Source organism: Enterobacter cloacae complex sp. 2022EL-00788 (assembly GCF_026627565.1).
GTDB lineage: Bacteria > Pseudomonadota > Gammaproteobacteria > Enterobacterales > Enterobacteriaceae > Enterobacter > Enterobacter pasteurii.
Window position 1 is genome coordinate 294,371 of the sequence record NZ_JAPNMC010000003.1, and the last position, 18,983, is coordinate 313,353.

At 59.2% G+C, this 18,983-nt stretch carries 15 protein-coding genes; 7 read left to right on the forward strand and 8 right to left on the reverse strand.

From position 1 onward, the window contains the following. Positions 1-283: 283 nt before the first annotated feature. Together tal and tkt are read left to right on the forward strand one after the other, a co-directional pair. Positions 284-1,234, forward strand: a complete 951-nt coding sequence (gene tal / locus OWK27_RS06205) for a transaldolase (RefSeq protein WP_193356706.1) — start codon at positions 284-286, stop codon at positions 1,232-1,234. A gap of 19 nt (positions 1,235-1,253) precedes the next feature. Further along, positions 1,254-3,242 carry a transketolase gene (tkt, locus tag OWK27_RS06210; RefSeq protein WP_267590034.1) on the forward strand — a complete coding sequence of 663 codons (1,989 nt, stop codon included), beginning with the start codon at positions 1,254-1,256 and terminating at the stop codon, positions 3,240-3,242. A gap of 39 nt (positions 3,243-3,281) precedes the next feature. On the opposite strand, the gene OWK27_RS06215 is transcribed toward tkt, so the two are convergent. The 3 genes from OWK27_RS06215 to aegA form a co-directional block, all read right to left on the reverse strand. After that, the gene (locus tag OWK27_RS06215; RefSeq protein ID WP_148420720.1) at positions 3,282-4,325 is read right to left on the reverse strand and encodes a DUF1176 domain-containing protein; all 1,044 of its coding nucleotides are present in this window, start codon (positions 4,323-4,325) and stop codon (positions 3,282-3,284) included. Positions 4,326-4,434: 109 nt separating this feature from the next. Then, entirely contained in the window at positions 4,435-5,025 is a 591-nt protein-coding gene (nudK, locus tag OWK27_RS06220; RefSeq protein WP_148420719.1) for a GDP-mannose pyrophosphatase NudK, read from the reverse strand. A gap of 67 nt (positions 5,026-5,092) precedes the next feature. Beyond that, complete coding sequence (aegA, locus tag OWK27_RS06225; RefSeq protein WP_267590035.1) at positions 5,093-7,069, reverse strand: formate-dependent uric acid utilization protein AegA; 1,977 nt, start codon at positions 7,067-7,069, stop codon at positions 5,093-5,095. Positions 7,070-7,221: 152 nt separating this feature from the next. Between aegA and narQ the strand changes: the two genes are divergently transcribed. Then, on the forward strand, positions 7,222-8,922 hold the full coding sequence (narQ, locus tag OWK27_RS06230) for a nitrate/nitrite two-component system sensor histidine kinase NarQ (protein WP_242171759.1): 1,701 nt from the start codon (positions 7,222-7,224) through the stop codon (positions 8,920-8,922). A gap of 135 nt (positions 8,923-9,057) precedes the next feature. Continuing rightward, positions 9,058-12,171, forward strand: coding sequence for a multidrug efflux RND transporter permease AcrD (acrD, locus tag OWK27_RS06235; RefSeq protein WP_252004526.1), 3,114 nt, complete (start codon positions 9,058-9,060; stop codon positions 12,169-12,171). A gap of 108 nt (positions 12,172-12,279) precedes the next feature. On the opposite strand, the gene ypfM is transcribed toward acrD, so the two are convergent. Next, positions 12,280-12,339, reverse strand: a complete 60-nt coding sequence (gene ypfM / locus OWK27_RS06240) for a protein YpfM (RefSeq protein ID WP_102751470.1) — start codon at positions 12,337-12,339, stop codon at positions 12,280-12,282. Positions 12,340-12,726: 387 nt separating this feature from the next. On the opposite strand from ypfM, the gene OWK27_RS06245 reads away from it, so the two are divergent. The 3 genes from OWK27_RS06245 to OWK27_RS06255 are packed head-to-tail and all read left to right on the forward strand — an operon-like array spanning position 12,727 to position 14,436. Beyond that, the gene (locus OWK27_RS06245; RefSeq protein ID WP_176609787.1) at positions 12,727-13,083 is read left to right on the forward strand and encodes an ArsC family reductase; all 357 of its coding nucleotides are present in this window, start codon (positions 12,727-12,729) and stop codon (positions 13,081-13,083) included. A 3-nt stretch (positions 13,084-13,086) separates the two neighbouring features. After that, positions 13,087-14,214: a succinyl-diaminopimelate desuccinylase gene (gene dapE / locus OWK27_RS06250; protein WP_267590036.1), complete on the forward strand. Its 1,128-nt coding sequence runs from the start codon at positions 13,087-13,089 to the stop codon at positions 14,212-14,214. A 24-nt stretch (positions 14,215-14,238) separates the two neighbouring features. Continuing rightward, positions 14,239-14,436, forward strand: coding sequence for a YpfN family protein (locus OWK27_RS06255; protein ID WP_000383991.1), 198 nt, complete (start codon positions 14,239-14,241; stop codon positions 14,434-14,436). A 95-nt stretch (positions 14,437-14,531) separates the two neighbouring features. Here the strand turns inward: OWK27_RS06255 and ypfH are convergent, their stop codons facing one another. The 4 genes from ypfH to purC form a co-directional block, all read right to left on the reverse strand. Further along, a complete protein-coding gene (ypfH, locus tag OWK27_RS06260; protein ID WP_267590037.1) occupies positions 14,532-15,227 on the reverse strand; it encodes an esterase in 696 nt (231 codons plus the stop codon). Between the two features lie 73 nt (positions 15,228-15,300). After that, on the reverse strand, positions 15,301-17,247 hold the full coding sequence (locus OWK27_RS06265; RefSeq protein ID WP_267590038.1) for a tRNA(Met) cytidine acetyltransferase TmcA: 1,947 nt from the start codon (positions 17,245-17,247) through the stop codon (positions 15,301-15,303). Beyond that, positions 17,247-18,116, reverse strand: coding sequence for a neutral zinc metallopeptidase (locus OWK27_RS06270; protein WP_242171752.1), 870 nt, complete (start codon positions 18,114-18,116; stop codon positions 17,247-17,249). The genes OWK27_RS06265 and OWK27_RS06270 overlap by 1 nt, the downstream gene beginning before the upstream one ends. Before the next feature lie 120 nt (positions 18,117-18,236). Beyond that, positions 18,237-18,950 (reverse strand): phosphoribosylaminoimidazolesuccinocarboxamide synthase, encoded by a 714-nt coding sequence (gene purC / locus OWK27_RS06275; RefSeq protein WP_148420711.1) that lies wholly within the window; start codon positions 18,948-18,950, stop codon positions 18,237-18,239. Positions 18,951-18,983: the final 33 nt, after the last annotated feature.

Here is an 18,983-nt window from a genome sequence, read left to right on the forward strand (position 1 = left end):
GTTATTCCTTTCACGTTTCGGTCAAAAAGGGTGATGTTGACGTTCCTATGCACACCCTGGTGTGCCGCATAGTATCGCCGCAGGCAGGTCCACAAACTTTGAAGGCTGCCAAACTCTCACCATTGCAAAATAAAAATTGTTATCAACTTATAGCAACCATGTTACCCGTCTCAGGGAGCAATGCCTCCCCCGTCTGCTATGCTTTTTTGTTAAGTCCATCATGATTTTCTCAGAAGTGTGAACTAACGCACTCGACTAACTCTTTTATTTCCAAGGAGTAATTATGAACCAGCTAGACGGCATCAAACAATTTACCACCGTGGTTGCGGACAGCGGCGACATCGAGTCGATTCGTCACTACCAGCCGGAAGACGCGACCACCAACCCTTCTCTGCTGCTCAAGGCGGCCGGGCTGGCGCACTTTAGCCACCTGATTGACGACGCCCTTGCCTACGGCAAACAGCGCGGCAAGACCCAGGAGCAGCAGGTCGCCGAAGCGAGCGACAAGCTGGCGGTTAACATCGGTGCGGAAATTCTGAAAAGCATACCGGGGCGCGTCTCCACCGAGGTGGATGCCCGCCTGTCGTTCGATCGGGAAAAAAGCATTAACAAAGCCCGCCGCATAGTGGAGCTTTACCAGGAGCAGGGGATCGACAAATCGCGCATTCTGATTAAGCTCGCCTCCACCTGGGAAGGCATCCGCGCGGCGGAAGTGCTGGAAAAAGAGGGGATCCACTGCAACCTGACGCTGCTGTTCTCCTTTGCGCAGGCGCGCGCCTGTGCCGAAGCGGGCGTGTTCCTGATCTCCCCCTTCGTCGGGCGTATTTACGACTGGTATCAGGCGAAACAGCCGATGGATCCGTACGTGGTGGAGGAAGACCCGGGCGTGAAGTCGGTACGTAATATTTACGATTATTACAAGCAGCACCGCTACGAGACCATCGTCATGGGGGCCAGCTTCCGCCGCACCGAGCAGATCCTGGCGCTCGCGGGCTGCGACCGCCTGACCATCTCCCCGGATCTGCTGAAAAAGCTTCAGGAGAGCGAAGAGACGGTGATCCGCAAGCTGGTGCCGACCTCTACCGTACTGCCGAAACCGAAAGCCATGACCGAAGCGGAATTCCGCTGGGAGCACAATCAGGACCCGATGGCCGTGGAAAAACTGGCGGACGGCATCCGCCAGTTCGCCGTCGACCAGCGCAAACTTGAAGATCTTCTTGCTGCCAAACTTTAACCTTGCCACGGAGTGAACTATGTCCCGTAAAGAGCTCGCCAACGCCATTCGCGCCCTGAGCATGGATGCCGTACAAAAAGCCAATTCCGGCCACCCTGGCGCCCCCATGGGTATGGCCGATATCGCCGAAGTGCTGTGGAACGATTTCCTGAAGCACAACCCTACCGATCCGACCTGGTACGACCGCGACCGTTTTATTCTCTCCAACGGCCACGCCTCGATGCTGCTCTACAGCCTGCTGCACCTGTCCGGCTACGATCTGCCGCTTGAGGAGCTAAAAAACTTCCGCCAGCTGCACTCCAAAACGCCGGGCCACCCGGAGATCGGCTATACGCCGGGCGTAGAAACCACCACCGGGCCGCTGGGCCAGGGGCTGGCGAATGCCGTCGGGCTGGCGATTGCCGAACGCACGCTGGCCGCGCAGTTTAACCAGCCGGACCACGACATTGTCGATCACTACACGTATGTCTTTATGGGCGACGGCTGTCTGATGGAGGGGATCTCCCACGAGGTCTGCTCTCTCGCGGGCACGCTGGGGCTGGGCAAGCTGATTGGCTTCTACGACCACAACGGCATCTCCATTGACGGGGAAACCGAGGGCTGGTTTACCGACGACACGGCGAAGCGCTTTGAGGCCTACCACTGGCACGTGGTGCATGAGATCGACGGTCACGACGCGGAAGCGGTGAAAAAAGCGATTCAGGAAGCGCAGAGCGTGACGGACAAACCGTCCCTGATTATCTGCCGCACCACCATCGGCTTCGGCTCGCCGAACAAAGCGGGCAAGGAAGAGGCGCACGGTGCGGCGCTGGGTGAAGAGGAAGTGGCGCTGACTCGTCAGAAGCTGGGCTGGAAACACCCGGCATTTGAGATCCCAAAAGAGATCTACAGGGCCTGGGATGCCCGCGAAGCCGGTGAAAAAGCGCAGCAGTCCTGGAACGAAAAGTTTGCCGCCTACAAAAAAGCGTATCCTGAGCTGGCGGCCGAGTTTACCCGCCGCATGAGCGGCGGCCTGCCGGAGGACTGGGAAGAGAAAACCCAGGCGCTGATTGAAAACCTGCAGTCCAGTCCGGCGAAAATCGCCACCCGTAAGGCCTCGCAAAACACACTGAACGCCATTGGCCCGATCCTGCCTGAGCTGCTCGGCGGCTCGGCGGATCTGGCGCCAAGCAACCTGACCATCTGGTCCGGCTCGAAATCGCTGAAGGAAGATATCGCCGGGAACTACATCCACTACGGCGTGCGCGAGTTCGGGATGACCGCGATTGCCAACGGCATCGCCCATCACGGCGGCTTCGTGCCGTACACCGCCACCTTCCTGATGTTTGTCGAATATGCCCGTAACGCGGCGCGTATGGCGGCGCTGATGAAGGCAAGGCAGATCATGGTGTACACCCACGACTCCATCGGGCTGGGGGAAGATGGCCCTACCCACCAGGCGGTGGAGCAGCTGGCAAGCCTGCGCTTAACGCCGAACTTCAGCACCTGGCGCCCGTGCGATCAGGTTGAAGCGGCGGTGGGCTGGAAGCTGGCCGTTGAGCGCCATAACGGGCCAACGGCGCTGATCCTGTCGCGCCAGAACCTGGCGCAGATCGAGCGCACGCCGGAGCAGGTGAAAAATATCGCCCGCGGCGGCTACATCCTCAAGGACAGCGGCGGCAAGCCGGACGTGATCCTGATTGCCACCGGCTCCGAGGTGGAAATCACGGTGAAAGCGGCGGAGAAGCTGACCGCCGAAGGACACGCGGTGCGGGTGGTATCCCTGCCTTCCACGGATATCTTCGACGCGCAGGATGAGGCGTACCGGGAATCGGTGCTCCCTTCCAACGTCGCGGCACGCGTGGCTGTCGAGGCGGGCATCGCCGACTACTGGTACAGATACGTCGGGCTGAAGGGGGCGATTGTCGGTATGCGGGGCTACGGTGAATCCGCCCCTGCCGACAAGCTGTTCCCGTACTTCGGCTTTACCGTTGAGAACGTGGTAGAGAAGGCCTTGAGCGTGATGTAGTGCGCTCTGCGTGCCCGGTGGCGCTACGCTTGCCGGGCACTACCGCGTGATCCACAGCGTGGGCCAGGCGTCTGGCCCATTCCAGTTATCACAGCTTGGCTCTTCGGCATAGCGCACCAGGCGGAAGCGCTGGCCGTTAAAGCGCCAGCGGGTCTGGATCCCGCAGTCGCCAATCCCTCGCCCCAACGCCAGCGTCGTGAGCTCGCGCGTTTTTTCATCGAAGCTGGCATTCATCAGCTCCATGTCGCTGGTCTGGCTGGACGGGGTAAACGGCAGACGCAGCCTGACGCTTCTGGCCGAAAACGGTTTTTTACGCGACACCAGCCACGCCAGGTCGACGGTATTGTACGCCCCCGCTTCGCAGCTGATGATCATCAGCGCTTTATCATCGGTTAACGCGGTGACGCGCACTTCGCGCCGGTTCGGATCGAGGGAGCACTGGCTGCGGTTCATCCGCCAGGCACCGTAATCCAGCAGATCGTTCAGCTCGCTATGCGTCAGCGGCGTTGGCGTCGGGTTCACCACGGCCACCTTTTTTAAAGGCGGCGCGGGCGGCACGCTCAGCGGTGGGCTATCCCCTTTCCTGATCCATGCCGTTTCGCTGCCGACGCGCTTCTGCTGGGCGTCGATAAACAGCAGCGCTGCCTTCAGCCCGACCAGAGAGATCGTCTGCTTCCCCCCGCGCAGGGTTATCGCCTGCCCTTCCTGAATGGTTTTCAGAAACGTGGTGATGGTGCCCGTATCGTCAGTTTTAAGGTGCCAGGGGGTTAGCAGCCAGCGCTGCGAATTGAGTTTTAGCGGGACATTGTCGAGCAGCAGGCGCGGGGCGACGTCTGGCTCTTTCACCGGAGGGGCCGAAAGCCCGCCGAGATCGATGCGCAGGCTGGCGTCCGTTTTTGCTCCGGCGCTGCGGCTCAGGGTCATGACCAGGCCGCGATGCTCGCCGGTATTCCGCGCTACGCAAAAATTCTGGTTGTTGCAGGTAACCTGCCAGTCCGAGAAGGACTGCTGCGCGGGCGCAGCCCACGCCAGCGGCGCGGGTAGCCCACAAAAAACGAAGAGAAGTAAAACGCAGTAGCGCATGAATGGCACAGCCCCGGAAGCGAAAAGGTCAATCTGGGGCGTATCTTCGTGCCCCGGGCGGGCTGGCTCAATCGGATTTATCGGATAGATTTATCTGAAATACAACTTCTCACGACGCCTGCGCGGCGTTCATCAGCCCACTGGTTTGCAGGTACTGCAACAGGATCACCGCCTTACCGTCGCGGATCTCGCCGCTTTTCATCATCGCGACGGCCTGACTGAAGGGCATTTCCAGCACTTCGATATCTTCGTCCTCCACGCCGCCGCCCCGGTGAGTGCGCTGGGCATCGGTGTATTCCGCAATGAAGAAGTGAACCAGCTCGGTTACCCCGCCAGGGGACATGAAAAGCTCGAAGACCTTTTGCACCGCGCCAACCTCAAACCCCGTCTCCTCGATAGCCTCTTTGCGGATGCACACTTCCGGCTCATCGTCGTCAAGCAGACCCGCGCAGGTTTCGATCAGGCGACCGTCCGCATTGCCATTGACCCATGTCGCCACCCGAAACTGGCGGATCAGCACCACGCTTTGCTTTTCACGGTTATACAGCAGAATGGTTGCGCCATTGCCCCGATCGTAGACCTCGCGCCTGTGGCGAATGACGTCTCCGTTCTTACGGGTTAAATCGTAAGTGATGTTACGCAGGACAAAGTAATTTTCGGAAAGGATTTTGTCTTTAATAACGGTGATGTTCAGGGACATACGGGCTCCACGGCAAAATGAGTCTGCTTATATTACGCCGTGAAGCCCGCTTTGTCGCCCGCGAGCGTTAATGCATCCTGCGCGGCTGCACGCCGAGCCACTCCACAATCCCCTGCGCGGCATGACGCCCTTCCGCCATGGCGGTGACCACCAGATCCGCACCGCGTACCGCATCCCCGCCGGCAAAAATCTGCGGATTCGAGGTCTGGTAGCGATAGCGGCTCTCCACGGAGGCCCTGATGCGGCCCCAGTCGTCGGTGTCGACCCCCTGCGCCTGCAGCCACGGCATGGCGTGCGGATTAAACCCAAACGCCATGATCGCCGCATCAGCAGGCATCACAAACTCGCTGCCCGCCACCGGGACAGGGCGCCGACGCCCCTGCGCATCCGGCTCGCCCAGCACGGTGCGCAGCATCCTGACGCCGTTGACCTTCCCGTCCTCATCCAGCGTTAGCTCAACCGGCTGGACGTTAAACTCAAACGCCGCGCCCTCTTCTTTCGCGTTTTTGACCTCTTTTTTTGAGCCCGGCATGTTGGCCTCGTCCCGCCGGTAGGCGCAGGTCACTTTTGCCGCACCGTGGCGCAGCGCGGTGCGCACGCAGTCCATCGCCGTATCGCCCCCGCCGAGCACCACCACGTTTAACCCCCGCGTGTCGATAAACGGCTCGTCCGCGGAGGGCTCAAGCCCCATGACGTTTCGCGTGTTTGCCACTAAAAACGGCAGCGCGTCATAGACCCCCGGCGCGTCCTCATTGGGAATACCCGCTTTCATGGAGCGATAGGTTCCAACGCCGATAAAAATGGCGTCGTAGTCGCTCCGCAGCCGGTCCATCGACACGTCTTTACCCACCTCGCAGTTCAGCTCGAAGCGGATGCCCATCGCGCTGAAGATCTCCCTGCGCTGCGCCAGCAGCGATTTATCCAGCTTGAAGGAAGGAATGCCAAAGGTCAGCAGCCCGCCGATTTCCGGATGACGATCGTAAACCGTCACGCTCACGCCGCTGCGCACCAGCGCGTCGGCGCATGCCAGCCCTGCCGGACCGGCGCCGATGATGGCGACACGCTTATCGACCGGCACGACGTTGCTGAGGTCCGGCGTCCAGCCCATCGCCAGCGCCCGATCCGAGATATACCGTTCGATATTACCGATGGTTACGGCACCAGACGCGTCACGCAGGGTGCAGGCGCCTTCACATAATCGATCCTGCGGGCAGACGCGGCCGGTAATTTCCGGTAAACAGTTGGTCTGGTGAGAAAGCTCGGCCGCCCCGGCGATATCACCCGCCCCAATCCGTTCGATCCACTGCGGGATGTGGTTATGCAGCGGGCAGGTCCATTCGCAGACGCTGTGCTCGCCGCATTTCAGGCACCGGGACGCTTCGCGCTGCGCCTGTTCCGGCCGAAACGGCTGGTAGATCTCGTTAAAATGGCAGGCGCGCGCTTCGGGGCTGAGCTTATCCGGCTCACCGCGCGCCGGGGTGTGTTGCATCTGCTGCAGTTTGCTTTGCGCACGTACCGCCTGTACCGCCTCGCTGTGCCACGGCTGCGCTTCAAGCCCTGCGCTGCGCTGGCGGCGCTGCTTCGCCAGGTTATCCAGCACGGCGGGAGTGGCGAGCGTGAGCACGTTAGCGGGGCAGTTTTCAACGCAGGCCGGGCCCTGTGGCCTTCCCTGACAGAGGTCGCACTTGTGCGCCGAGGCCTTTACGCTGCCGTTATCCAGCGGGGTAACTATTATCTCCATGGTGCCGAAGGGGCAGGCCACCACGCAGGCCTTACAGCCAATGCATTTTTGTTGATTGACCTGTACGCTGTCGCCCTGTTTAGCGATGGCCCCGTTCGGGCAGCTTTGTGCGCAGGGTGCGTTTTCACAGTGGTGGCAGGTGACGGGGCTTTTTCGGGAGCCAGACGTCAGGACCGTAATGCGGGGATGAAAATGACGCTCGCTCAGCACGTGCTGTTCACCATTGTGCGCCATCACGCAGGCGACTTCGCAGGCGCGGCAACCGATGCACTGCTCACCGCTGGCGATAATAAAACGATTCATAACAACACCTGTTTTTGGTTCAATAACCTTATTCTTTCTATTGTTACCGTATTTACCCACAGCGGCATGGCGACGCAATGTTCAAATGCCCAGGAAGCCGAACTATTTCCAGTGAACCTGTGGCAGATCAATTTTATTCAGGAAGCTGATTTGTGACCGTTAAACGCCCCGTTTCGGGAAGCCTGGCCCGGGCTTTCTTTTTGATGATTGTGCTGTCCGTCCTCATCAGCGCCATTGCGCTGGTTACGCTCGCCAGCAGCCAGCGCGACGCCGAGGCGATTAACATCGCCGGATCGCTGCGCATGCAGAGCTATCGCCTGGGCTACGAACTGCAGCGCGCCAGCCCGTCGCTGGCAGAGCACCGCGCGGTCTGGCAGCAAACGCTGGGCGCCCCCGCGTTGCAGAAGTTAACCCGCTGGTATGTGCCGGAGGACGTCAAGCAGCGTTACGGGCAGCTTCACCTTGCCTGGCAGGAGATGGATAAACGCATCGCCAGCGGCGATGCCGGGTGGTATCAGACCCACATTGAGGACTTCGTTGGCCGCATCGACGCCTTCGTGCTGGCGCTACAGCACTACACCGAACATAAAATTCAGCTGGTGGTTTTAGTCTCGCTGACGGGCGGGCTGGCCATTTTGCTGCTGGCGGTAGTCACCCTGCGGCGGATCCGGCGTCAGGTCGTGCTGCCGCTGAACAACCTGGTGGCGGCGAGCGAGCGTATCGAGCAGGGGCAGTTCGACACGCCCGCGCCGGACACCGCGCTCCCCAACGAGCTGGGCCAGCTTTCCCGCGCCTTCAACCATATGTCGGCGGAGCTGCACACCCTGTATCGCTCCCTTGAAGCCTCCGTTGCCGAAAAAACCCGCCACCTGAATGAAGCGCACCAGCAGCTCGACATGCTGTTTAAATGCTCGCAGGCGCTGAATACCGGGCAGATAGACAGCCACTGCTTCCGGCATATGCTGCAGATTGTGCATGAATACACCCGAATGAATTACCTGCAGCTGCGCACCAGCGACGACTGGCAGCTGTGCGAAGGGCAGGAAACGCCCGGCGCGGAGATGCATAACTTACCGGTGTTAATGCAGGACACCCTCTACGGCGAACTGCGCTGGCAGAGCGCGACGGGGCATGTTCCCCTGCCGCTGATGGAAAGCGTGGCGACGATGCTCGGCCGCGGGCTCTATTTCAACCAGGCGCAAAAGCACTATCAACAGCTGCTGCTGATGGAGGAGCGCGCCACCATTGCCCGCGAGCTGCATGATTCGCTGGCGCAGGTGCTCTCCTATTTGCGCATTCAGCTTACGCTGCTGAAGCACGCCGTGCCGGGCGATAACGCCCCGGCGCAGAGCATTATTACGGACTTCTCCCGCGAGCTGAATAACGCCTGGCATCAGCTTCGCGAGCTGCTTACCACCTTCCGCCTGACGCTGAATCACGCCAATCTTCCCGCCGCCCTTCAGGAGTCTCTCGACGGACTGCAGGGCCAGACCAGCGCGAAGCTGGTGCTCGACTGCCGCCTCTCATCGCTGGCGCTGGACGCGCAAAAGCAGGTTCACCTTCTGCAGATCGTACGCGAGGCGGTGCTGAATGCGATTAAACATGCCGGGGCGAGCGAGATCGTCGTCAGCTGCATTACCGCGGCGGATGGCACCCACACGGTCACGGTCTGCGATAACGGTATTGGTATCGGCGACGCAAGTGAACCGCCGGGGCACTACGGGCTGAACATCATGCGCGAACGCGCAGAGCGGCTCGGCGGGACGTTACGCTTCTCCCAGCCGCCGCAGGGCGGTACGCAGGTCAGCGTGACGTTCAGGACGCCGGCGGCGCAGGCTGAAAAATGGTCATAACGCGGGCGCGCTGGGAAAAGCGCATGATAATTTACATTATCTCCTTTATTTCTCCACGTTTGACCTGTGCCTTGCCGCTAAAGTGATGCGGGCAATAGACAATAACGACGTGCTGCATAACGAGGTCATTTTTTCATGGCGAATTTTTTCATCGATCGCCCCATTTTTGCCTGGGTGCTTGCAATCCTGCTGTGTCTGACGGGTGTCCTGGCGATTACATCACTTCCGGTTGAGCAATACCCTGACCTCGCCCCGCCTAACGTGCGCATCACCGCTAACTACCCTGGCGCCTCGGCACAGACGCTGGAAAATACCGTTACGCAGGTTATCGAGCAGAACATGACCGGCCTCGATAACCTGATGTATATGTCCTCCCAGAGCAGCGCCACGGGCCAGGCGACGGTAACCCTGAGCTTTACGGCGGGCACGGATCCGGATGAGGCGGTGCAGCAGGTGCAAAACCAGCTGCAGTCGGCCCTGCGTAAGCTGCCCCAGGCGGTGCAGAATCAGGGGGTTACCGTTCGTAAAACCGGCGATACCAACATTCTGACCATCGCGTTTGTCTCAACCGACGGCTCGATGGATAAGCAGGACATCGCCGACTACGTTGCCAGCAATATTCAGGATCCGCTCAGCCGTATCAACGGCGTGGGCGATATCGACGCCTACGGCTCGCAGTACTCCATGCGCATCTGGCTGGATCCGAACAAGCTGAACAGCGTGCAGATGACCGCCAAAGACGTCACCGACGCGATTGAGTCGCAGAACGCGCAGATCGCCGTGGGTCAGCTGGGCGGTACGCCGTCCGTGGATAACCAGGCGCTCAATGCCACCATTAACTCTCAGTCGCTGCTCCAGACGCCAGAACAGTTCCGTAATATCACCCTGCGGGTAAATCAGGACGGATCGGAAGTGCGGCTGGGTGATGTCGCTACCGTGGAGATGGGTGCGGAAAAATATGATTACCTGAGCCGCTTTAACGGCAAGGCCGCGTCCGGGCTAGGGGTGAAGCTGGCCTCCGGCGCCAACGAAATGGCCACCGCGCAGCTGGTGCTAGACCGGCTGGATGAGCTTTCGCACTATTTCCCGCACGGCCTGGAGTACAAGGTCGCCTACGAAACCACCTCGTTCGTTAAGGCCTCCATCGAGGATGTGGTAAAAACCCTGCTCGAAGCCATCGCGCTGGTATTCCTCGTGATGTACCTGTTCCTGCAAAACTTCCGCGCCACCCTTATTCCTACCATTGCCGTGCCGGTGGTGCTGCTGGGAACCTTTGCGGTGCTGTATGCCTTTGGCTACAGCATCAACACCCTGACCATGTTCGCCATGGTGCTGGCAATCGGCCTGCTGGTGGATGATGCCATCGTGGTGGTGGAAAACGTTGAGCGCATCATGAGCGAGGAAGGGCTCTCCCCGCGCGAGGCAACGCGCAAGTCGATGGGGCAAATACAGGGCGCGCTGGTGGGGATCGCCATGGTGCTCTCGGCGGTATTTATCCCGATGGCCTTTTTTGGCGGCACCACGGGCGCGATTTATCGTCAGTTCTCCATCACCATCGTTTCGGCGATGGTGCTCTCGGTGCTGGTGGCGATGATCCTCACCCCTGCCCTGTGCGCGACGCTGCTTAAGCCGCTGCACAAGGGCGAGCACCACGGGCAGAAAGGCTTTTTCGGCTGGTTTAACCGCATGTTCAACCGCAATGCGGCGCGCTATGAGGCGGGCGTGGGCAACGTGCTGCACCGCAGCGTGCGCTGGATGGCGATCTACGTTCTGCTGCTCGGCGGCATGGTCTTTTTATTCCTGCGCCTGCCGACGTCCTTCCTGCCGCTGGAAGATCGCGGAATGTTTATCACCTCCGTACAGCTGCCGAGCGGCTCGACCCAGCAGCAGACCCTGAAAGTGGTGCAGCAGGTCGAGAACTACTTCCATACGCAGGAGAAGGATAACGTCGTTTCGGTTTTCGCCACCGTCGGCTCTGGCCCGGGCGGTAACGGGCAGAACGTGGCGCGCATGTTTGTGCGCCTGAAGGACTGGGACCAGCGCGACAGCGATACCGGCTCCTCATTTGCCATCATTGAGCGCGCGACCAAAGCGTTCAGCAAAATTAAGGAAGCGCGCGTGTTCGCCAGCAGCCCGCCGGCCATCAGCGGGCTGGGCAGTTCAGCCGGGTTCGATATGGAGCTTCAGGATCACGCGGGTGCCGGGCACGACGCGTTAATGGCTGCACGCGACAAGCTGCTGGAGCTGGCCGGGAAAGATCCGCAGCTCACCCGCGTTCGTCATAACGGCCTTGATGACAGTCCTCAGCTGCAGGTGGACATTGACCAGCGTAAAGCGCAGGCGCTGGGCGTCTCCATCGACGACATCAACGACACCCTGCAAACGGCATGGGGCTCAAGCTACGTGAATGATTTTATGGATCGTGGCCGCGTGAAGAAGGTCTACGTCCAGTCTGCCGCCAAATACCGCATGCTGCCGGACGATATCAACCGCTGGTACGTGCGAAATAAAACCGGCGGCATGGTGCCGTTCTCGGCCTTCGCGACCTCACGCTGGGAGACCGGCTCGCCGCGCCTGGAGCGCTATAACGGCTATTCGGCGCTGGAGATTGTCGGCGAGGCCGCACCGGGCGTTAGTACCGGTACCGCAATGGATATTATGGAGAAACTGGTTCAGCAGCTGCCCACGGGCTTTGGCCTGGAGTGGACGGCGATGTCCTACCAGGAACGGCTCTCAGGCGCTCAGGCGCCAGCCCTGTATGCGCTTTCCCTGCTGGTGGTGTTCCTCTGTCTGGCGGCGCTGTATGAGAGCTGGTCAGTGCCGTTCTCGGTGATGCTGGTGGTGCCGCTCGGGGTCATCGGCGCGCTGCTGGCAACCTGGATGCGCGGCCTGGAAAATGACGTCTATTTCCAGGTCGGGCTGCTCACCGTCATCGGATTGTCGGCAAAAAACGCCATTCTGATCGTCGAATTTGCCAACGAGATGAATGCCAAAGGACAAGAGCTGACGGCCGCCACGCTGTACGCCTGTCGCCAGCGACTGCGCCCGATCCTGATGACCTCTCTGGCGTTTGTGTTTGGCGTCCTGCCGATGGCAACCAGCTCGGGCGCGGGCTCCAGCAGCCAGCATGCGGTGGGAACGGGCGTGATGGGAGGAATGATTTCAGCGACGGTGCTGGCCATCTACTTCGTACCGCTGTTCTTTGTGCTGGTACGTCGCCGTTTTCCGCTGAAGGAGAAGCCGGAATAACCGGCTGAAATAAAAAAGGCGGCTTTAAGGGCCGCCTTTTTATTGTGTGATTCTTTCACACTATGGTTATTTTAGTTAAATAAGTGCTCTTGCATTACTTACCGGAAATTATTTACGAAGCATCCCTTCGATAAAGTCTTTCCAGTTCCCCATTTCACGTTCAATCATAACAACCTCTCTTATTATTATGCGCATTCTACGAAAACGTATCATCATTGTGAAGCCACTTTATCCGATTGCTGTGATTGAGCCCCGCTATGCTGTTGGGTTTAGCCTCACTATGAGCGCTGCCGGGTAAATTTTATGTGACCTACAGCAATATTTTGAAATAGTCAGACGAGAGGAAGCCTTTTATTTTTCGCGTTGAGTTTACTGGCAATTTAAACACGGTGGACAACTATGCTTAAAAGATGAAAGACTATTCAGCTTACAGCTGTTCGTTGAATTAAGGAGAATTGTAAATCAGGAAAAAATCCGAATGTGTTATATTCCCCTTAAGGATATATCTTCGAAAATATTGAACATTTACTCCCCAAAACAACAAAAGGATTCACCATGGTTGTGATGTACGGCATTAAGAATTGTGACACGATTAAAAAAGCCCGCCGCTGGCTGGAAGCCCATAACATTGATTATCGCTTCCATGATTACCGTGCCGACGGGCTCGACCCGGCGTTTCTGCATTCCGCCATTCAGGAGCTGGGGTGGGAAGCGCTGCTGAACACCCGTGGCACCACCTGGCGAAAGCTGGATGAATCCCTGCGGGCCACGATCGGCGACGCCGACAGCGCTGCGCGACTGATGCTTGAAATGCCAGCAATTATCAAACGCCCATTGCTCTGCAAGCCAGGTCAGCCTATGCTGCTGGGTTTCAGTGAAACCCTTTATTCAGATTTTTTCGTTGAGGTGTAGTCTATGTCATGCCCGGTCATTGAGCTGACTCAGCAGCTTATTCGCCGCCCTTCCCTGAGCCCGGACGACGCGGGTTGTCAGGCATTAATGATTGAGCGCCTGCGTGCCATCGGGTTTACCGTTGAGCATATGGATTTTGGCGATACGCAAAACTTCTGGGCATGGCGCGGTCAGGGGGAGACGCTGGCGTTTGCCGGACATACCGACGTGGTTCCCGCAGGTGACGCGGACCGCTGGATAAACCCGCCGTTTGAGCCAACCATCCGCGATGGCATGCTGTTTGGACGCGGCGCGGCTGACATGAAAGGTTCACTGGCCGCGATGGTCGTGGCGGCAGAGCGCTTTGTGGCCCAGCATCCGAATCATAAAAACCGTCTTGCGTTTTTGATCACCTCTGATGAAGAAGCCAGCGCCCACAACGGCACCGTGAAGGTCGTTGAGGCGCTGATGGCCCGCAACGAGCGTCTGGACTACTGCCTGGTAGGTGAACCGTCCAGCACCGAAGTGGTGGGCGACGTAGTGAAAAATGGCCGTCGTGGTTCGCTAACCTGCAACCTGACCGTCCATGGCGTGCAGGGCCACGTTGCCTATCCGCACCTGGCGGATAACCCGGTTCATCGCGCGGCGCCGATGCTGAACGAGCTGGTAGGCATTGAGTGGGACAAAGGCAACGAGTTCTTCCCGCCAACCAGCATGCAGATTGCCAACGTCAAGGCCGGCACCGGCAGCAACAACGTCATTCCCGGCGATCTCTTCGTCCAGTTTAACTTCCGCTTCAGCACCGAACTGACCGACGAGATGATTAAAGCGCGCGTGGTTGCGCTGATGGAGAAATATCAGCTGCGCTATACCATCGACTGGTGGCTTTCCGGGCAGCCATTCCTGACGCAGCGCGGTAAGCTGGTTGATGCGGTGGTGAACGCCATTGCGCACTATAATGAAATTAAGCCACAGCTGCTGACAACGGGCGGCACATCTGACGGACGCTTTATCGCCCGGATGGGTGCACAGGTTGTCGAACTGGGTCCGGTTAACGCGACGATTCACAAGATCAACGAGTGCGTGAACGCAGCGGATTTACAACTGCTGGCCCGCATGTATCAACGTATTATGGAGCAGCTCGTCGCCTGACGGGTGCTTTTAGAGGATTAGCGAATGGACTGGCTTTCAAAGTACTGGTGGATTCTGGTGTTGGTGTTTCTGGTAGGCGTGCTGCTTAACGTGATTAAAGATCTCAAGCGCGTTGACCATAAAAAGTTTCTTGCCAACAAGCCGGATCTGCCGCCGCATCGTGATTTTAACGACAAGTGGGACGATGAGGACGACTGGCCGAAGAAGGACCAGAAGAAGTAATTGTGCTCACCCCTCACCCTGACCCTCTCCCCAAAGGGGAGAGGGTCCCCCCCCTCGCCCCTCTGGGGAGAGGGGCTGGGGGTGAGGGGAAAAACTCACATAAACTCTACGATATCATCGTCATTTGGCTTACCGCCGCTGAGCGCTTCATCAAAGTAGTGCTTCGGTACGGTATAGCGTAAACGATCGAGCGCAAACTGCATGCTGCGATCGTCAATGGCGTGCCCCAGATCGTCCACGATATCCAGCGTCACATCCCCGCCTTCGCGGATCAGCGTATCCTGCGCGGCAACCGCATGAGAAAGCTCAATCACCCGGTCTTCACCACCGTGGATCAGATGGATCGTGGTCTGCGTCGTCGCGCTTTGCGGTAGCGTCGCAAAACGACCGTTAAAGGCAATCACGCGGGATGCCAGCCCGGGCTGCGCTTTAACGCTCTCAAGTGACATGATTGACCCCTGCGAGAAGCCAATCAGCGCCGTCGCGTCGGCCCCTACGCCACTCTGCTGCTGCCAGTAGCGCACGGTGTCGATAAACGCAGGCATGACGGCATCGATGCGCACCTGACGATTCTCCTCCGTCACGCCCTCAACGGAAAACCACTGCCGCCCGTCAGGGCCGCATGGCTCCACGCCCGCGATGCTGACGATCAGCGCCTGTGGGAAAACGGGGGCAAACCAGCTGCCAATCTGTCCCATATTTACGGCATTATCGCCAACGCCATGAAACAGGAGCAGTAACTGTTTAGCCGGCTTATCCGGGCTTTGTACAACAAAATGATCGTGTGTCATGGCGGTCTCCTTAATTGATGAGCAGGATTTTACGCCTCTGCGGGGTAATGACCATGCCGCTTTACTGAAGAAGTCATTGAAAAAATTGCCATTGCAATATGTCGGCTTTCAGCTGCTGGCAGCGGGAAGAGTCTAGTTCTTCAAGCGCGCGTGCAGTTTCTTCGCGCAGCTTCGCCAGCAGCGCTTTTCGCCCGACGTCGTGCGTGCTCCCCTCCATTTTTCCACGCAGCGCCGGGAGCGGCGCATCCACGGCTGACAATAATCGCGTCAGTGCGGCAACCGAGGTGGCAAACGCCCGGTGAGCAAAGGCAAACCCCGCCAGCTCCAGCCAGTCGTCACCGTTAAGGGTAGCTTCCCAGGCGTCAGCCACCGGGATCTTTTCACCATTCCAGGCCGACAGGACGCGCATATCGCGGCATAAACGCCGGTGTTCCCGTTCGCAAAGCCGCTCCCCAGCCTCGCTTAGCGGCAGCAGCGCCATCGCCGTGTAGCAGCCGCTGCTGGCCTCCCGATGGCTGCCCATCCGCACCAGCACGAAACCGCACTGCTGCCAGAATCGCCACAGCTCGTCGGTATATCCAAAGCTAACCGAGAGATAGTCTTCACCGCTGGCGCTGCGAATGAGCCGCTGGCCGATGCCTTCCCGCTGGCGATGGGGATGAACCGCAATGCGGCTGACGCGTCGGCCCTTCAGCGTCGCCGCGAGAGGCGATCCGCCGTGCGCCGCCAGCGACTGCGCCACAAGGTTTCCGCGCGGACGGCGAAAGCCCGCCCACACCGCCCGGCTAAGTTCGGGACGTAGCCCCCCTTCCTCCACCAGCCAGAGCGCGCCCGCGATGTCCGCGCCGGCCTGGGCGACCGCAAAGTGCTGGCCGGGCGCGTCCATCATGCGGCGTAAATCAAGCGGAGAGGTCCGGTAGTGCGCGGCGCACAGCAGTTCATACACGCCCGCCGCGCGGGTCGGATCGCTCTCCCACACCCCGGGCGCCAGCGACGTTAAACGCACCTCACCTTCCGGCCTGCGGTCGATAAGCGCATCGTCAAACAGCAGCGTATTCGCCACGATTCGCTCAAGGGGACATCCGGCCGCCCAGCGCACCGGGGTTGATAAGGTATACCGCCGCAGCCCGCTGAACCGGGCGCAGAATTTAAGCAGAAATCCCCTGCCCGTGCCTTCATAACCCTGCACCGTAGTGGTCAACAGCACGCGTGGAAAACGCGACGCCAGCTTGTCCAGCAGCGGGCCGGGAATAGCGGCCGCCTCATCGACAATCAGCCAGTCGGCCTGCGTCGCGGAGGCCAGCAGCGCATCCGGGGCCATAAAGTGAAAATGCTCGCCTGCGAAACGGGCGATGACGTCCGTAGCCCCTTTTGCCGGTGCGGTCACTACCGCATTGCCGCGAATGCCGTTGAGCAGCATGCCTGCCAGCGCTGACTTTCCGCGCCCGCGCGGGGCCGTAACGGCAGCCACGCCCGCAGGCATGGCCAGAAGCGCGTCGAGGATCGCAGCCTGCTCGCGCTGCGGCTCACCGCAGGCGGGCTGCCAGGCGGGTAAATCCGGCGCAGCGGGAAGAGACAGGGGATAATGCTGTTGCCAGACGATAGCATCCGAATCGGCGGCCAGCGCCCGGCAAAAATGGTGAACGAAGCGCGGGGTGGGAATCGGCTCGGCGCTGTCGCTCCAGCGAACGGAATCGCTGTCGGGCCGGTCGGCCCAGTCGGAGAGCGGCGGCACCAGCAGCACCAGAAGGCTGCCGGCGCGCAGGGTTCCGCTGAGGGCGGCAAAGGCCGAGACGTCAAAGCCGGCGCGCGCATCAAAAACAGCATGCCGGTACTCGCGCCCCAGCAGCCCGCTGATGGCTTTAGAGGGCGTTTCCGAAAGCCACGGCCAGTCTCCCGGCAACGTTTCGCGAAGGCGACTGGCCTGGCTCAGCGTCCACTGTTCATCGCCACTGAGCACCACCAGCCGGCGGTGCCCGGTACGCTCAAGCTGATGGATCAGCCGTTCAAACCCCGGCATCACATAGCTTTGCCGAAGGTATTACACTGCGACGGGTTGCCGCTGTCAAAGCCACGCTTAAACCAGCTGTAGCGCTGCTCGGAGGTGCCGTGGGTGAAGCTGTCCGGCACAACGCGCCCCTGGCTCTGCTGCTGTAAACGATCGTCACCAATTGCCTGTGCGGCATTCAGGGCCTCTTCGAGATCGCCCGTCTCCAGCACGCCCTGCTGCTGCATGTTGTGTCCCCAGACGCCAGCGAAGCAGTCGGCCTGAAGCTCCATGCGCACGGAGAGATGGTTCACCTCCGCCTGCGAGGCATTTTGCTGCATCTGACGCACCTTAGGCTCAATGCCGAGCAGCTTCTGCACGTGGTGCCCCACTTCATGCGCGATCACGTAGCCCTGGGCAAAATCACCATCGGCGCCCAGCTTGCTTTTCATGTCGTCATAGAAGGAGAGATCGATATAGACGGTGCTGTCCGCCGGGCAGTAGAACGGCCCCATAACGGACTGCCCGGTGCCGCAGCCGGTGCGGGTTGCGCCACGGTACATCACCAGTTTTGGAGGCTGATAGGTGCGGCCCATTTTCTCGAACTGCTGACCCCAGGTATCTTCGGTGGTCGCGAGGATCACGGAGGTAAATTTCGCGGCCTCATCTTCATTCGGGCTGATGGAGCGCTGAGAATACTGCTGCTGTTGCATCGGTTCACCGGTCATTAAGCCGGTCAGGTCGACGCCGTAGTAGCCCGCCACGAGCACCACCACCAGCAGAATAATACCACCCTTGCCGCCGGGTAGACGGAACCCTGGCCCGCCCATGGACGGACCACCGCCACCACTGTTGCGTCTGTCTTCTACATTGTCACTTTCACGACGCCCTTGCCAGCGCATAACCACCTCGAACTATTCCATTAATAATAGCTATGATCGTAGGCGGTTAATGAAAGGATTACCATAGTAAACAAGGATAAGACGCCAAAGGATGCAAACATCCTTTGGCAAATGAGGAGATTAGTCGAGCTTAACGCCTAAACGGTGAGCAACCGCTTCGTACGCTTCTACCACGCCGCCCAGGCTCTGACGGAAACGGTCTTTGTCCATCTTATCCAGCGTCTCTTTGTCCCACAGGCGGCTGCCGTCCGGTGAGAACTCGTCACCGAGCACCACTTCACCTTTGTACAGACCGAACTCCAGCTTGAAGTCGACCAGGATCAGGCCCGCGTCATCAAACAGCTTTTTCAGCACGTCGTTCGCTTTGTAGGTCAGCTCCTGCATACGCGCCAGGTTCTCTTTGCTCACCCAGCCGAAGGTTTCGCAGTAGGATTCGTTAACCATCGGGTCGTGCATGGCATCGTTTTTCAGGAACAGGTCGAACAGCGGCGGATTCAGTTCGATACCCTCTTCAATGCCCAGACGCTTCACCAGGGAGCCTGCGGCACGGTTACGGACAACGCACTCAACCGGCACCATATCCAGTTTTTTTACCAGACATTCCGTATCGGACAGCAACGCTTCCATCTGAGTCGGGATACCGGCTTCGGCCAGTTTGGTCATAATGAAGTGGTTGAACTTGTTGTTCACCATGCCTTTACGATCGAACTGCTCAATGCGCGCGCCGTCTCCTGCTGACGTATCATTGCGGAACTCGAGCACCAACAGATCCGGGTTTTCCGTGCTGTATACGGTTTTCGCTTTGCCACGATACAACTCAGCTTGCTTCTGCATCTTCATTACTCCTGGTGTGATGATTTGTATTCA

Coding starts and splice junctions, on each gene's coding strand:
- ypfH (WP_267590037.1), bottom strand. CDS start 15,227: ATGACACACGATCATTTTGTTGTACAAAGCCCGGATAAGCCGGCTAAA.
- OWK27_RS06255 (WP_000383991.1), top strand. CDS start 14,239: ATGGACTGGCTTTCAAAGTACTGGTGGATTCTGGTGTTGGTGTTTCTG.
- aegA (WP_267590035.1), bottom strand. CDS start 7,069: ATGAATCGTTTTATTATCGCCAGCGGTGAGCAGTGCATCGGTTGCCGC.
- tal (WP_193356706.1), top strand. CDS start 284: ATGAACCAGCTAGACGGCATCAAACAATTTACCACCGTGGTTGCGGAC.
- purC (WP_148420711.1), bottom strand. CDS start 18,950: ATGCAGAAGCAAGCTGAGTTGTATCGTGGCAAAGCGAAAACCGTATAC.
- nudK (WP_148420719.1), bottom strand. CDS start 5,025: ATGTCCCTGAACATCACCGTTATTAAAGACAAAATCCTTTCCGAAAAT.
- OWK27_RS06270 (WP_242171752.1), bottom strand. CDS start 18,116: ATGCGCTGGCAAGGGCGTCGTGAAAGTGACAATGTAGAAGACAGACGC.
- OWK27_RS06215 (WP_148420720.1), bottom strand. CDS start 4,325: ATGCGCTACTGCGTTTTACTTCTCTTCGTTTTTTGTGGGCTACCCGCG.
- dapE (WP_267590036.1), top strand. CDS start 13,087: ATGTCATGCCCGGTCATTGAGCTGACTCAGCAGCTTATTCGCCGCCCT.
- OWK27_RS06265 (WP_267590038.1), bottom strand. CDS start 17,247: ATGCCGGGGTTTGAACGGCTGATCCATCAGCTTGAGCGTACCGGGCAC.
- acrD (WP_252004526.1), top strand. CDS start 9,058: ATGGCGAATTTTTTCATCGATCGCCCCATTTTTGCCTGGGTGCTTGCA.
- OWK27_RS06245 (WP_176609787.1), top strand. CDS start 12,727: ATGGTTGTGATGTACGGCATTAAGAATTGTGACACGATTAAAAAAGCC.
- tkt (WP_267590034.1), top strand. CDS start 1,254: ATGTCCCGTAAAGAGCTCGCCAACGCCATTCGCGCCCTGAGCATGGAT.